This window comes from Streptomyces sp. NPDC014656, assembly GCF_043084305.1.
GTDB lineage: Bacteria > Actinomycetota > Actinomycetes > Streptomycetales > Streptomycetaceae > Streptomyces.
The window spans coordinates 494,571-508,835 of sequence record NZ_JBIBZN010000005.1 but is presented as its reverse complement, the minus strand read 5'-3'; the positions used below and the strand labels follow the sequence as shown (position 1 = coordinate 508,835).

Genomic DNA, 14,265 nt, shown 5'->3' with positions numbered 1-14,265 from the left:
CACGTGCTCAGGTGCGGAGCCGGATGACGGGGCTGCTGCGGTTGCGGTCTCGAAGCTGGGGGCGGCCGAGCAGCTCGACTGGTCCCGGGTGGTGATCGACTCCAGCCCCACGTCCGGGCCGCCCGACGCGGGCCAGAAGCGGACCCAGCCCGGTCAACCGAGCACGTCCGGGCAGCAAGCACCACGTCCTCGCCGACGGACAGGGCATCCCGCTCGCGGTGTCGCTGACCGGCGGAAACCGCGACGACGTCACCCAGTTGATGCCCCTGCTCGCGAAGATCCCGCCCGTGGCCGGCCTGGCCGGCCACGGCTTCAGCTTCGGCTTCGGCTTCGGCATCCACCGCTGGGTCGTCGAGCGGACCATCGCATGGCCGCACGGCTTCCGGCGCCTACGCGTCCGATGGGAACGACGCGACGACACCCACGAGGCCCTCCCCGGTCTCGCCGCCTGCCCTCATCACCCACCGACACGTCCCACGCCTTCGTCAGGACCTCTCAGGGCCTGTCCGATGGGTCAGGTGAAGTGTCTCTTCTGTGGCCTAGTGTGTGGTGCCGGACGAGGGGGATCGCTTGTCGCGGTATACAGCTGAAGCTGAGGCGGGGATGAAGGGGATCACCTTCCCTGCCTGGCAGGGAAAGCACTATGTGACGCTCGCTGAGCTGCTGGTCCGGCTCGGCAGCTTCGGCCTGGGACTGCGTTGGCGTGTGGAGTGCGACGAGACGTGGGACCTCACCGCGGAACTGGAGGGCCGTTCCGTGGGAGGCGGGATGGACACGTCGACGTTGCTTTCGCTGACGGCGCCTGGCATCCAGCTGATCGACGCTGAGGCGTGTGGGTTCGTTGAGGACGTGCTGGTCGTCGTCCTGACCGAAGTGGACAGTTCCTTCTGGGACGTCAAGGCTGTCGACGAGCGCGTACTCAGCGAGCTTCGTCGCCACTACCCGGATGCGACGGACCTGAAGTGTGTACGGGTTCCTCGCCCGGCCCGGTAGGCCCCGGCGGGTACGGGCGGACAAGGCGTATGCGTCCCGTGGCGACCGTGCCTGCCTGCGGGGGCGTGGCATCCACTGCACCGTCCCCGGCAAAGCCGACCGGGCCCACAACCGCAGGATGCGAGGATCCCGGGGCGGTCGGCCTTCCGCGTTCGACCCGGCCGGCCACCGGGGGCGCCACGCGGTCGAGTGCGGCATCAACCGGCTCAAGAGGCACCGGGCCGTGGCCGCGCGCTACGACAAGGCGCGGGTCCGCTACGGGGCCGTGGTCCTCGTAGCGGCCATCGACGAACGGCTGTGACCAGCACATGTGCTACGCACCCGAACGGAGCGCGCGAGTTCGGGCCCGCATCACTCCCCGGCCGCGCCAAGCAGGATCTGTGCCAGTTCACACGGCTGGGAGAACATCGGCCAGTGGCCGGTGTCCATCGTCACCAACCGCCAGTGCTTGCTTTTCAGCAGCTCTGCCACGTCGTCGTCGAGCTCAGCACCGCCGAGCAGACACTGGATGTACGTCCCCGGAAGTTCACCGAGCGGCCCTGCGAGCACGGCGGGTTCGGTCAGCGTGGCGCCCGGGTGCGGTGTCGAGCCACGCACGAGGCGTGCGATCTGCGCATCGGTGAGGCCCTCACCGTCGTAGTGAGTCGCGGGCGCGAGCGGCCAGAACCCTCCGTTCTCGGCGATCGATGCCTTCACCCCCGCCCCGCCGTCCGGCCAGGCGGCGACAAACGACTCGCCATCAGTGGGAACACTGGAGTCGACGAACACCACGCGGGCCAGCCGCTCGCCGATCCGCTCCGCGGCCTGACCGACCGGGATCCCCGAATAGCTGTGACCGACCAGGACGACGTCACGCAGACCCTGGCGTTCGACCTCGGCAACGATGTCCTGGACGTGGGTCTGCTGTCCCGCCGGTACGCCCCGTCTGTCAGCGAGACCGGACAGCGTCAACGGGTGGACGCCGTGGCCGGCCGCACGCAGATGCGGCACCACCTCGTCCCACGCCCACGCCCCGAGCCGCGCACCTGCGACCAGCACAAAATTCACCATGGCCGCACCGTAGCGGGGCAGCCCGACGATCGCCTTGAAGATATCTTCGGTCTCGCCCCTGGACGAACCACGTGGGCGACCGCCCTCACCTCGTGAAACGGGCCGCCGGGTCACCGCTCGCCCGCAGCGGCGTCACCTCCACAGCGATGACCGCCTGCCCTGGGACCTGAAGCGCTGCCTTGAGCCGTCGAAGAGCACCCGGACGTTCTCCCGTGGTGGGATCTCCGCGAGGGTGGCCCCCAGGGCCACCGCCTCGGCGACCGCCGAGTCCAGGTCGCCTACCTGGAAGTCGAAGGGCGTCATCGGGCGCTGGTCACCGTCGGCCGGTGGCCACACCGGGGACCGATGGCCCTCCGCCTGCTGGAACACGAAGAACGGTCCCTGCGGTGAGGCGGCCACAACGGCTGTTCCCGGCTCTTCGTGCCCGATGTGCCCATCGAGGAGTTCGGCGTGGAACTTCGCCAAACCGCTGGGGTCCGGCGCTTCGATCGTGGTGCCCCACCACATGGCGCCTGTCCGAGAGCCCCGTACCCGCCGTCACCATGCGTCGGCACCGGAGTGAGTCAGTCCGCGCGACACGACAGGGCGGACGTCGCCTGATGCGGCATGAGCGTCCCAGCGGGGACGCCTCCGGTGCCACCGTCCGGGACGACCGCGTGTTCCGCACCTTCCGGGCCGTGGATCCGGCGGGAACCTAGGGGTGGGCTGCGAGGCGGCGGGCTTCGGCCGTGACCTCTGCATCGAGCTGGTCCACGGTCCTGTCGCCGTATTCGAGGATGTCGTACTCGTCGTCGAGTGCGGCAAGGCGCTCGGTCAGGGGCAGCCGATGCCCGTAGCGCTGGTGGATCCGGAAGGTGAACTCCCGGGGCGTGAGTTCGCCGGCGAGCATGTGGCGTGCGAGGGACCGGGCGGCGGCTTCCTGGCCGGCTTCACTGGCGACCGGGTAGAAGGTGAGGCCGAGTTCGGCGAGCGCTGCGGGAAGCAGGTCGTGAATGTCGTAGTCCGCCTCGGCGCGCGTGCAGGCGGCGAGGATCCGAAGGCCGGGGGTGTCGAGTCCGGCGACGAGCGCGTCACAGGCGGCATCGACGACCTCGCTCGCGCGGATCTCTCCCATGCTCCACAGGGCTGCGTGGTCCTGGAGAGCCTCTACTGCTGCTGCTTCGGTCGGCGTCACTCGTCCATGATTCCCCTCACGGCGCGTCCGGGTCGAACAGATTTGTGCCTTGGTCCCGGCTCTTGAACCCTGACCGCTCACGGTTCAGGAGCCGCTTTCGGTACGAGGGGTGATGTTCTTCGGGGCGTGGGCGGGGCGGGGAAGAGCGGTTCGTGGTGTTCGTGGGTGCCTGCCTTCGGTCTTCCAGAGGGGTGGCGGTGCCCTGGGGGAGGCTGGACACTCGTCCGGATGGGCTGGTGACGGCGGGCTGGGAGGGGTGACGGGGATGGATGGTTCCAGGGGCAGGCGGTGGCTCTGGTGGGTGGTCTGCGTGCTGTCGGCGTCGGTGGCCGTCGCCCTGGTGCTCGTCTCTCTGCTGGTGGATCTGGACACCGGGGACCGCGTGGCGAGTGTGGTGGGCGCGGTGACGGGTGTCGGTGGCGTCGCGCTGGCCGTGTACGGGCTGAACCGGCCCGCCCAGGCCGGGCCCGCGGCTGCGGGTCCACCGGCTGCCGGTGCCCGCTCGGTCCAGTCCGGGCGGGGCATCGGGCGTGCTGTCACCGGTGACAACAATCGTTTCCGCGGGCCTGCGCCCGAGGCACCCTCGCCAGGAACGTCCTCGGACCCGGTATCCGGTGCGCCCGTTCCGGGTGAGCGGGGCGTCGCCGCGGTGGGCGGCATCGGTGAAGCGGTCACGGGGGACGGGAACGCGCAGGAATGAAGTGGCGGTTACCCCGGCGGCGGTCCCGTGGCTCCTCCTCGGAGGAGTCGACGCCGGTTCCTCCTGGTCCGGATGGATCGCTCGGCTCCGGCGGTACGGGCTGCCCGGGTGCGTCCGGTCCGGGTGCGTCCGGTCCGGGTGCGTCCGTTCCGGCCGAGGTCCCCACCTCGCCCCCGGCCCCTGCCCCGCCCCCGCCCCCGCCCCCGCCCCCGGCCCCAGCCCCAGCCCCAGCCCCGGTCGCCCACAGGTTCGTCGGTACGAACCTCGTCGAAGGCGGCGCGGTGGCGGTCGGGGGCGAGCGGGCGGTCACCGCCGGCGGGGGGATCGGTCTCGGTGTCAGCGGTGACGGCAATCGGATCCGGATCGAAGGCGATCTCGTCGTCGCTCCCCCGGCCCCGCGCCCGCGGTCGGCGTATGTGCGTGAAGTCCGGCACCTCGCGGCCACCGACCGGTTCGAAGGCCGCGAGGAGGAGCTCGCGGCCATGGCCGCCTTCGTGACGGCCGCCGAGGACGGTGGGGGCGGTGGGGGCGGTGAGGCCGCCGAGGACGGTGAGGGTGGCGGGCGGCACGGCGGGTACTGGCGGTGGCTGGGGCCCGCCTGGGCCGGGAAGACCGCGCTGATGGCCCAGTTCGTTCTCCACCCGCCCGAAGGCGTCGACGTCCTCGCCTTCTTCGTCACCGCGCGCATGGCCGGCCGCGCCGACCGCACGGCCTTCCTGAGCACGCTCGAAGGGCAGCTCCGCGCCTACCTCCAGGACGGTGACGTCGACTGCTCCGCCCCCGGCGGATTCCTGGACGGCCTCGAACGGGCCGCCGCCCGGGCCCGGGCCACCGGGCGCCGTCTCGTCCTCGTCGTGGACGGCATGGACGAGGACGCCGGTCTCCCCAGCGCGGTGGGCGGCGACAGCATCGCGGCCTGCCTGCCGCACACGCCACCGGCCGGAATGAGGGTCATCCTCGCCGGCCGGCCCCACCCGCCGGTCCCCGCCGACGTCCTGACCGGACCTCTCCTGACCGACGCCATCGACCACGAGCTGGCCGTCTCACCCGCCGCGCAGGCGGTGCGTGCCGACGCCGAGCGCAACCTCGAAGCCCTCATCGCCTCCGGCGGGCTGAGCCTCGAACTGGTCGGTCTGACCGCGGCCGCCGGGGGCGGGCTCAGCCCCGCCGACTTCGCCCGGCTCGGCACCGCCCCGCGGCGGCGGATCGAACTCGTCCTCGGCGGCAGCACCGGGCGGGCCTTCCAGCACCGGCCCGCCCAGTGGACGACCGACGCCGAAGGCCGGCCGGAAGTCCTCTACTCGTTCGCCCATCAAGACCTCCTCCACGGTGCCCGCGGCCTCCTCGACCACGGCGAGCTGAACGGCTACCGCGCCCGTATCCACGCCTGGGCCGACCGCGCCCGGCGGGACGCGTGGCCCGCGGCCACCTCCGAGTACCTGCTGAGCGGGTATCCCCAACTGCTCCATGAGCTCAGGGACACCGCGCGCCTGACCGCACTGGCGACCGATCGCGCCCGGCACGAATGCCTGTGGCAGACCACCGGCACCGACAGCCAGACGTTCACCGAGATCGCCGACGCCTTCCGCCTCCACCTCGCCACCACACCCACGTCCACGTCCACGCCCACACCCACACCCACGCCCGCGTCCACGTCCACGTCCGCGCCCGACCTGACCGCCTGCGTCCGGCTCGCCCATCACCGGGAGAGCCTCCAGCACACCGCCGACGTGTTGCCCGCGACCGTCATCACCACCTGGGCCCGGCTGGGCCTGCTGCGCCGGGCCGTGACCGCCGCGACGCAGCGGAGCCACCTGGCCGGCACACGGGGAGAGACCCTGCTGGGCAGCATCCTGACCGCGGCCGGCACCACGGCCGAGGCGACCGCGCACGTCATCGAAGCGGCTCAGGCCTTCCCCGCCCCCGAGACGCGGTCCAGGGCCCTCGCGGAGATCACGCAGGCCCTGGCCGCCCGTTCCCGGTGGGAGCACGCGACCCGGCTGGCCGCCTCCCTCGCCGATCGCGGCCGGCGCGCCGAGGCGATGACGAGCATCGCCGTGGCCATGGGGGCGGCCGGGGAGCACGGTGCCGCCGTCCGGCTCGCCCGGGAGATCGCTGTTCCCGAGCTGCGGGCACACGCCGTCACCAGCGTGGCCAGAGCGATGGCGGAGGCAGGCGCGTACGAGGACGCGGTCGGGCTGGCCCGTGGCATCCCCGACCCCGGGCAGCGGGCACGCGCGCTGACCGGCGTCGCGTGGGCCATGGCGGAGGCCGGCGATCACACCGGGGCCGCCGCGCTGGCCCACACCGTCACCGGCACCGAGCAGCGGGGCGAGGCGTTCACGGGTATCGCCGTGGCCATGGCGGAAGGAGGGGAGTACGGCCAGGCGATCGAACTCGCCGGCACTCTCGGGCACCCCGGGCAACGCGCCCAGGCGCTCACGGGCATCACGGTGGCCATGGCGGAGGCCGGCGACCACGCGGGAGCAGCCGCGCTGGCCCGCACCATCACCGACACCGAGCAGCAGGCCCGGACGCTCACCGAGGTCGCCCGCGTGACGGCCGAGAACGGGGACCACGACGCGGCGGTCGAGCTCGCCCGTACGATCACCGACCCCGCGCAGCAGGCCCAGGCGCTCATGGGAATCTGCCGGGCGATGGCGGCGGCCCGGGACCCGGACGGCGGCGTCGCGCTCGCCCGCACCATCGCGGACCCCGAGGCGCGGGCCTGGGCGTTCACCGGAGTCTCCCGGGCGACGGCCGAGAGCGGGGACCACGAGGCGGCGGTCGGCCTCGCCCATGCGATCGCCGACGCCGACGCCCGGGCCAGCGCGTTCGAGGGCATCGTACTGGCCGCGGCACGGCTCGGTGCCCATCGGGCGGCCATCGAGCTGGCCTGCGACACCACCGATCTCGTCACCGACCTGGACGTGCTCGGGATCACGGCCGAGGCGATGGCCGAGGCGGGAAACGCGGCGGCCGCCCATCAGTTGGCCGAGAGGGCGGCCCGCCTCGCCCACAGCAGTGCCGCCGCCCACCGGATGCGGTTGCTGGCTGCCGCTATCGGGGCGTCGGCGGCGGTCGGGCCCGAGTTCGCCGCGGCCACCGCCGGGCTGGTCGGTTCCGTCCCCGGGCTGGCCCGTGGCATCGCGCACCACGAGGAGCGGGCCTGGACGCTGGCCGACGTGGCCCGGGCGCTGGCGGAAGCCGGCGCGTACGACGCGGCGGTCGAGCTCGCCGAAGCCGTCCCCCATGCCGATCCCCGGGCCTGGGCGCTCGCGGACATCGCCGTGGCCCTGGCGGCGGCGGGGAGGCACGAGGCCGCGATCGGGCGCGCCCGCACGGTCGGCGTCCCCTCGTGGCAAGGGCGGACGATCGGTTCCATCGCGACGCTCATGGCCAGGGCCGGAGAACGTGACGCGGCCGTCGAGCTCGCCCGCACGCTCGCGCATCCGGGGCGGCGGCAGGAGGCGCAGGCGGGCATCGCCGTGTCGCTGGCGGAGGCCGGGGATCTCCACGGGGCCGTCGAGGCCGCCCGGTCCCTCACCCTGCCCGTCCTTCAGGCCCGCACCCTGTCGGACATCACCGGGTTCGCGGCGGCGGCCGGGGAGCGAGAGGCGGCCGTCGAGCTCGCCCGCACCATCCCGCACGCCGAACTGCGTGCCGAGGCCCTCGCGGGCATCGCCGTGGCCGTCGCGGAATCCGGGGACCACGGGGCGGCGCTGGAACTCGCCCGCACCCTCACGGACGAGGACAGCCGGACCGAGGCCTTCGCGGGCATCGCCGTCGCGGCGGCGAGGTGCGGGGACCGCGACGGGGCCGTCGACGCCGCTCTCGCTCTCGTTCCGAAGCCGGCGGAAGGGGACCGGGCGGAGGTCGCCGTGGCCCTGGCCGAAGGCGGCTCCCCGGCCCGGGGGCTGGACCTCGCCCGAGCGCTCCCCCATCCGGGGCACCGGGCCCGCGCCCTCGCCGGGATCGCCCGTGCGACGGGCTCGCGCCGGCTCTTCGCGGAAGCCCTGTCCCTCTCGTTCGGCCCGAGGGTCGTCACGGAGCTCGCGCGCCTGGACGGCGACGCCTTGCAGAGCCTGGTGCGGGACCTGCTGGAGGAGTTGAGCGCGGCGTCGCAGCGGGCCGGACCGCGGTCCTCGGAGTCGGGGCAGCCCCCGTCCACCAGCACGTCAGCGCCGTGAGGCGACCGGGGCCCGCGGGTGTGCGGGCCCCGGTCGTCGCGTCGTCGTGGGTCGCGGGGCGCCGCCCCGAGGGGTGGCGCCCCGCCCGTTCGGGCCTGCCGTGCGTCAGTCGGCCGGGGTCAGGGCCACCTCGGCGCTGCCCGAGAGGGACGGCAGTCCCGCCGGGGGCGTGTCCTTGTAGGTGGCGTTGAAGACGGCCTTCAGGTTGTCCGCGCCGGAGTGGCCGCCGTCCACGAACGTCCGGAACGACCCGGAGCAGCCGTTGCTCGACGACAGCGGGTGTCCGTGTGCGTCGTGGCCGAGGATGAACGAGACGGTGACCTTTGAGCAGTCCACGGGCTGGTCGTCGGTGATGTCGACCTTCCAGGTGACGGTGTCCCCCCAGTGGAACGCCGTGCCGCCGTGGGGGGCCGGGTCGGTGGTGAGGGAGACGACCGGTGCCTTGTTGCCGACGACGACCGGGACGGAGACCGAGGCCGAGCGTCCGGTGCTGTCGGTGACCTTCAGCGTGGCGTCGAAGACGCCGTTCGCCGTGAACGTGTGGGTGGGGTCGGCCTGTGTGGAGTCCACCGCGCCGTCGGCGTCGAAGTCCCACGCGTAGCGGAGCGCGTCACCGTCGGCGTCCTTGGTGCCGGCGCTGGAGAAGCGCACCGTCAGCGGGTTGACTCCGTTGACCACGTCCGCGGCGGCCTTGGGTTCCGGGGTGCGGTTGCCCCGCGTGTAGTCGATGCGGGAGAGCTGGGCCTCGGGCAGTTCCGCGAAGTACCCGGTGCCGTACTCCAGGACGTAGAGCGCGCCGTCGGGGCCGAACTCGGCGTCGATCGGGCCGTCCGTCCTGATCGACGGGGCGGCGTCCTCGATCGCGAGGACCTCGTTCCTCCTGCCGAGGGTGATGGCCTTCAGCTGGTCGCGGGTCCACTCGTAGAAGAGCGGCTTGCCGTCGAAGTACGCGGGCCAGCGGTTCTCGGCGGTGTTGCGCCGGTCGTAGCGGTAGGCCGGGCCGCCCATGGGGCCGATGCCGCCGGTGCCGAGTTCCGGGAACTCCGCGGAGGCGCCGTAGCCGTAGACGACCTCGGCGTCCGTGACGGGCGGCAGCTCGCTCAGGCCGGTGTTGTGGCGCGAGTCGTTGACGGGCTTGGCGCAGTCGAAGGCGCCGCCGGACTTCTGGGTGGCGAAGTCGTAGTCCTGGTAGGGCTGGTCCCGGGTCACGCAGAACGGCCAGCCGTAGTTGGCGGGGCGGTCGATGACCATCCAGCGGCCCTGGCCCTGGGGGCCGCGGTCCGGGTTGGCCCGGGAGGCGTCGGGCGAGTAGTCGCCGACGTAGACGGCGCCGGTCCGTTCGTCCACGCCGAAGCGGAAGGGGTTGCGCAGGCCCATGGCGTAGATCTCGGGGCGGGTCTTGGGCGTGCCGGGCGCGAACAGGTTGCCGTCCGGGACCACGTAGCCGCCGTGGCGCTTGACCTTGATGCGCAGCACCTTGCCGCGCAGGTCGTTGCTGTTGCCGGAGGTGCGGCGGGCGTCGTAGACCGGGTTGCGGTCGGGGCGGTCGTCGATCGGGGCGTAGCCGTCCGAGGAGAAGGGGTTGGAGTCGTCGCCGGTCGACAGGAACAGGTTGCCCCGGTGGTCGAAGTCGATCTTGCCGCCGACGTGGCAGCAGATGCCCCGGTCGGCGGGGATGTCGATGATCTTCTGCTCGGAGCCGAAGTCCAGCTTGTTGCCGGTGAGCTTGAACCGCGACAGTCGGGTGTGGCCCTGGTACTTCGCGAAGTCGGCGGGCGTGCCGGACTGGGGGGCGTCTCCTTCGTTCACGCCGGGCGTGGCCGGGTCGTCCATGGGGGTGTCGAGGCGGGGCGAGTAGTAGAGGTAGACCCAGTGGTTCTTGGCGAAGTCGGGGTCGACGGCGATGCCCTGCACGCCTTCCTCGTCGTGCTGGTAGAGGCCGGCGGGGCTCTTCTTCATGTCGGCGGCGAGGAAGTTCACGCCGCTCTTCGGGTCGTGGATCCGGATCTCGCCGGTGCGCGCCGTGTGCAGTACCCGCAGGTCGGGCAGGACGGCGAGGGCCATGGGCTCGCCCGGCCGGTCGTTGAGGGTGACCTTCTGGAAGGCCGAGGGGGCCGGTGGGGTCGTGTCCGGGGCGGTGGCCTGGACCGGGGAGAGGGGCAGCAGCCCGAGGGTCCCGGCCAGCACCGCCGTTCCCAGGAGGGTGACGATCCGTCTGTTGCGCACGCGGAACTCCATTCGTCTCTGGTTCGGGGCGATGCGTCGTACGCGGGCGGGCCGCGGGGCGGCCGGGGCCCGCGTCCCGCCCGGCGCCGGAGAGAGCGCCGGGCGGGATGTCGCGGTGGAGGGCGGGGGCGGGGTCAGCGGCGGGCGCGGAGGGCCGCGAGGTTGTCGTAGCCGATCCGGGCGTACTCCAGCGACTGGCCGGGGACGGCGGTGCTCGGCGCGGTGTCCTGCTCGACCATCGGGTGGTGCCGGTTCTTCGCCCCGACCCGGGTGAAGAACCGGCGGTAGTCGATGTCGCCGGTGCCGAACGGCACCATGTCGTAGCCCATGCCGCTCTGGGGGTTGACCGCGCCGTCCTTGGCGTGGAAGAGCGGGAAGCGGCGGGTGTGGCGGGCCACGAGCCCGGCCGGGTCGAAGACCTGCTCGTGCCGCGAGCCGTCGTGGGCGGTGTACGTGTGGAACTTGTACTGGGCCACGTGCGCCCAGAAGACGTCCAGTTCCAGGTAGACGCTGCCGGGGTCGCTCACCGTCAGGAAGTACTCCAGCTTCCGGATGCCGGAGCTGCGGGTCGGTCGGCCCTGGGCGTCGAGCGGGCCGCCGTCGAGGAGGAAGTCGTAGGCGCTGTCGTGGTTGTGGGTGTAGAGCTTGACTCCCTCCCGGGCGGCGAGGGCGCCCAGCGCGTTCCACTTCTCGGCGGCCGCGTCCCAGTCGGCGCGGTAGGGGCTTCCGGTGGGGTCGCCGCCGGTGCCCATGTGCTCCATGCCGAGGATGTTGGCGATCTCCAGGGCCCGCTGGAACGCGTCCAGGTCGGCCGGGGTCAGCGGCCAGGAGCCGGGGATGAATCCGTGGCTGCCCTGCGCGCGCAGGCCGTACGCGTCGAGCCAGGAGCGCAGCAGCTTCGCGCCCTCGACGGTGCCCAGGTCCGCGCCGCCGGGGGCGTTGGCGTGCTGGCGGTAGCCGGCGAATTCGACCTGCTTGTACCCGAAGCGCGCCAGCCGCTGGAACACCTCGCGGAAGCCGGACGGCAGGTCCGAGGCCAGCGGGTCGCGGGCCACCGCGTCCCGGACGGTGTAGAGGATCAGTCCGCGCTTGTCCGGCGGGACCAGGGCGGAACGGCCGTGGTCCTCGACCGTCTCCGGCTCGGTCCGCGCCAGTGCCGGCGAGGCGCCGAAGACGGGGGCGGCGATCGCCACGGCCGCGGTGGCCGTGCAGGTGCCGAGGAAGCGGCGGCGGCTGACGCCGAGCGTGCGGCGGAGCGCGTCGCCGGTGGCGGTCTCTTCGTGGGACGGGGTCACGGCGTTCTCGCTTTCGTTGTCACGGGGGTGCGGGTGCGGTACGGGGGCGGCGGCCGGCTCAGGCGAGGCCGGCGAGCCGGAGGAGGAGGGACTTCACCTCGGTGGCCGCGGTGCGGCCGGACAGGGCGCGGGGGGTGGAGCAGAGGATGAGCGGGCCTTCGTCGTCGCTCGCGGGGAGCCGGCCGTGGCTGCCGCGGACGGGCGAGGGGTCCAGGGGCACGACCGCGAGGCGGTAGCGCATGCCCGCCTTCTTGCGGGCCACGGCGGTGGCCGCCCTGAGCCGCACGTAGGGGTCCTGGGGGTCCATGAACAGCTCGGCGGGGTCGTAGCCCGGCTTCCGGTGGATTTCGACGAGCCGGGCGAAGTCGGGGGCGCGCGCGTCGTCCAGCCAGTAGTAGTACGTGAACCAGGCGTCGGGGGCGGCGACGGCGACGAGCTCGCCGGAGCGGGGGTGGTCCAGGCCATGTGCCTTCTTTCCCTCGTCGTCGAGGAGCCGGTCGACGCCGGGCAGGTCCTGGAGGGCCGCGCGGGTGGCCGCGAGGTCCTCGGGGCGGCGGACGTAGACGTGGGCGAGCTGGTGGTCGGCGACGGCGAAGGCCCGGGAGGCCATCGGGTCGAGGTACTCCATGCCGTCCTGGGTGTGGACGTCGAGGAGCCCGGCGCGCCGCAGGGCGCGGTTGACGTCGACGGGGCGGCTGACGCGGGTGATCCCGTACTCGGACAGGGCGACGACCGTGCGGCCCTCGGCGCGGGCTTCGTCGAGCAGGGGCGCGATGACGGCGTCGAGTTCGGCGGCGGCACGGTACGAGCGGGGGTCGTCGGGGCCGTACCGCTGGAGGTCGTAGTCGAGGTGCGGCAGGTAGCAGAGCGCCAGGTCGGGGCGGCGGGTGCGCAGGATGTGGCGGGTCGCGTCCGCGATCCACCGGCTGGAGGCGATGCCGGCGCCCGGCCCCCAGAACTGGAAGAGGGGGAACGTGCCGAACTTCTCGGTGAGTTCGTCGTGGAGGTCCGGGGGACGCGTGTAGCAGTCGGGTTCCTTGCGTCCGTCGGCGTAGTAGACGGGGCGGGGGGTGACGGTGATGTCGGTGTCGGCGCCCATCGCGTACCACCAGCAGATGTTGGCCACGCTGTAGCCGGGGTGGACGCGGCGGGCGGCGTCCCAGATCCTGTCGCCGGCGACCAGGCCGTTGTGCTGGCGCCACAGCAGGACGTCGCCGAGTTCGCGGAAGTACCAGCCGTTGCCGACGATGCCGTGCTCGGCGGGGAGGGTGCCGGTGAGGAAGGTGGACTGGGCCGTGCAGGTGACGGCCGGCAGCACGGTGGACAGGGGGGCCTGCGAGCCGGAGGCGGCGAGTGCCCGGAGGCGTGGCATGTGGGTGAGGAGCCGGGGGGTGAGGCCGACGACGTCCAGGACCAGGAGGGGGGTCGGGCGGTGGCCGGCCGGGGTCTTCGTGTCGCTCACGGCAGTTCCTTCAGGCCGAGGTCGGTGAGCAGGTCGCGGGCGAGGGCGAGTTCGGCGGCGATGCCGTCGGCGAGCCGGGCGCGGTCGCGGGGTCGTGCCGCGGGCGGGAGCGCCTGCCAGGTGTACGTCTCGACCTCCAGGTGGCGGGTGCGCGGCCGGGGGCCTCCCACCAGACGGGTCAGGGCGTCCTGGAGGACGGGGAGGGTGGAGGTGAGCGGCGGGGCGGGCGGGGCGTGCAGGGGGACGTGGAAGTGGGCGCGCCAGGGGGCCGTGTCGGGCAGGGAGCCGCCCGAGAGGGCCTCGGGCAGGTCGTCGGTGCCGCGCGGTCCGTCGGCGGTGAGGGTGCGGGTCTGGTGCAGGAAGCGCGGTTCGGCGAAGGCCGCGAGGGCGGCGCGCACCTCGGGCCGGTGGGGGTGGTCGGCGTGCAGGGCGGCCGACAGCTGGGCCTTGGGGATGCCGATGCCGGCGGCGTCGAGTGCGGCGAGCGCCGTGGCCGGGTCTTCGAAGGAGGTGGCGAGGTGGCACGTGTCGACGCATACGCCGACGCGGTCGCCGGGCAGGGCGGTGAGCGGTCCGATGGCGTCGGCGGTGGTCTCCACCACGCAGCCGGGTTCCGGTTCGAGGGCGACGCGGATCGACTTGCCGGTCAGCTCCTCCAGGGCGTCGAGCCGTTCCGTCAGGGTGGTGAGCGCCGCGCGGGCGGTGCCGGCGGCGTGCTCGTCGAAGCCGGTGCGCCAGGCGAGCGGCAGGGTGGAGAGGGTGCCGTCGGTGACGTCGTCGGGGAGGAGGGCGGCGAGGAGGCGGGCGAGGTCGGTGGTGTGGGCGAGGCGTTCCGGTTCGGTCCAGTCGGGCCGGTAGACGCGGTACTTGACCTCCTGCGCGCCGAATCCCTCGTAGGGGAAGCCGTTGAGGGTGACGACTTCGAGGCCGCGGTGGTCCAGCTCGGCCCGGAGCGCGCGCAGGGCCGCGGGGTCGGCGGTCAGGGCGCGGGCGGCGGGCCTGGCGAGCCACAGGCCGATGCCGAGCCGGTCGCGTCCCAGGCGTCTGCGCACCGGTTCGCAGTGGTCGCGGAGCTGGGCGAGCACGCCGTCGAGGGTTTCGGCGGGGTGGACGTTGGTGCAGTAGGAGAGGTGGACGACGGTGCCGTCCGGGTGGCGGAAGCGCACGGGTCCTCC

11 protein-coding genes and 1 pseudogene are annotated in these 14,265 nt (G+C 73.3%); 5 read left to right on the top strand and 7 right to left on the bottom strand.

Annotation, left to right across the window (positions count from 1 at the left end; genetic code table 11):
• Nucleotides 1-40: 40 nt before the first annotated feature.
• From ACF1ED_RS15685 to ACF1ED_RS15675, 3 genes and pseudogenes are all read left to right on the top strand, one after another.
• Nucleotides 41-522 (top strand): annotated as a pseudogene (locus ACF1ED_RS15685) (transposase); the annotation flags it as partial.
• A gap of 81 nt (nt 523-603) precedes the next feature.
• Nucleotides 604-993 carry a hypothetical protein gene (locus tag ACF1ED_RS15680; RefSeq protein WP_391760593.1) on the top strand — a complete coding sequence of 130 codons (390 nt, stop codon included), beginning with the start codon at nt 604-606 and terminating at the stop codon, nt 991-993.
• Between the two features lie 118 nt (nt 994-1,111).
• Nucleotides 1,112-1,294: a hypothetical protein gene (locus tag ACF1ED_RS15675; protein WP_391760592.1), complete on the top strand. Its 183-nt coding sequence runs from the start codon at nt 1,112-1,114 to the stop codon at nt 1,292-1,294.
• A gap of 50 nt (nt 1,295-1,344) precedes the next feature.
• On the opposite strand, the gene ACF1ED_RS15670 is transcribed toward ACF1ED_RS15675, so the two are convergent.
• The 3 genes from ACF1ED_RS15670 to ACF1ED_RS15660 all read right to left on the bottom strand — a co-directional run bounded on the left by ACF1ED_RS15670 (nt 1,345) and on the right by ACF1ED_RS15660 (nt 3,217).
• Complete coding sequence (locus tag ACF1ED_RS15670; RefSeq protein ID WP_391760587.1) at nt 1,345-2,043, bottom strand: alpha/beta fold hydrolase; 699 nt, start codon at nt 2,041-2,043, stop codon at nt 1,345-1,347.
• 132 nt (nt 2,044-2,175) lie between these two features.
• Nucleotides 2,176-2,550 carry a VOC family protein gene (locus ACF1ED_RS15665; protein WP_391760585.1) on the bottom strand — a complete coding sequence of 125 codons (375 nt, stop codon included), beginning with the start codon at nt 2,548-2,550 and terminating at the stop codon, nt 2,176-2,178.
• Nucleotides 2,551-2,737: 187 nt separating this feature from the next.
• On the bottom strand, nt 2,738-3,217 hold the full coding sequence (locus ACF1ED_RS15660; protein WP_391760583.1) for a hypothetical protein: 480 nt from the start codon (nt 3,215-3,217) through the stop codon (nt 2,738-2,740).
• Nucleotides 3,218-3,518: 301 nt separating this feature from the next.
• Between ACF1ED_RS15660 and ACF1ED_RS15655 the strand changes: the two genes are divergently transcribed.
• Nucleotides 3,519-3,917 carry a hypothetical protein gene (locus tag ACF1ED_RS15655; RefSeq protein ID WP_391760581.1) on the top strand — a complete coding sequence of 133 codons (399 nt, stop codon included), beginning with the start codon at nt 3,519-3,521 and terminating at the stop codon, nt 3,915-3,917.
• 416 nt (nt 3,918-4,333) lie between these two features.
• Nucleotides 4,334-8,107, top strand: a complete 3,774-nt coding sequence (locus tag ACF1ED_RS15650; RefSeq protein WP_391760579.1) for a hypothetical protein — start codon at nt 4,334-4,336, stop codon at nt 8,105-8,107.
• 105 nt (nt 8,108-8,212) lie between these two features.
• Here the strand turns inward: ACF1ED_RS15650 and ACF1ED_RS15645 are convergent, their stop codons facing one another.
• The 4 genes from ACF1ED_RS15645 to eboE all read right to left on the bottom strand — a co-directional run bounded on the left by ACF1ED_RS15645 (nt 8,213) and on the right by eboE (nt 14,256).
• On the bottom strand, nt 8,213-10,333 hold the full coding sequence (locus tag ACF1ED_RS15645; protein ID WP_391760577.1) for a PQQ-dependent sugar dehydrogenase: 2,121 nt from the start codon (nt 10,331-10,333) through the stop codon (nt 8,213-8,215).
• Between the two features lie 134 nt (nt 10,334-10,467).
• On the bottom strand, nt 10,468-11,628 hold the full coding sequence (locus tag ACF1ED_RS15640) for a sugar phosphate isomerase/epimerase family protein (protein WP_391760575.1): 1,161 nt from the start codon (nt 11,626-11,628) through the stop codon (nt 10,468-10,470).
• Nucleotides 11,629-11,686: 58 nt separating this feature from the next.
• Nucleotides 11,687-13,090: an alkaline phosphatase family protein gene (locus tag ACF1ED_RS15635; RefSeq protein WP_391760573.1), complete on the bottom strand. Its 1,404-nt coding sequence runs from the start codon at nt 13,088-13,090 to the stop codon at nt 11,687-11,689.
• A complete protein-coding gene (eboE, locus tag ACF1ED_RS15630; RefSeq protein ID WP_391760571.1) occupies nt 13,087-14,256 on the bottom strand; it encodes a metabolite traffic protein EboE in 1,170 nt (389 codons plus the stop codon). Before eboE ends, ACF1ED_RS15635 begins: the two co-directional genes overlap by 4 nt.
• Between the last annotated feature and the right edge of the window lie 9 nt (nt 14,257-14,265).

Bases quoted from the DNA above. Each gene is read 5' to 3' on its own strand.
- ACF1ED_RS15680 (WP_391760593.1), top strand. From the start codon at position 604: ATGAAGGGGATCACCTTCCCTGCCTGGCAGGGAAAGCACTATGTGACG.
- ACF1ED_RS15675 (WP_391760592.1), top strand. From the start codon at position 1,112: ATGCGAGGATCCCGGGGCGGTCGGCCTTCCGCGTTCGACCCGGCCGGC.
- ACF1ED_RS15670 (WP_391760587.1), bottom strand. From the start codon at position 2,043: ATGGTGAATTTTGTGCTGGTCGCAGGTGCGCGGCTCGGGGCGTGGGCG.
- ACF1ED_RS15665 (WP_391760585.1), bottom strand. From the start codon at position 2,550: ATGTGGTGGGGCACCACGATCGAAGCGCCGGACCCCAGCGGTTTGGCG.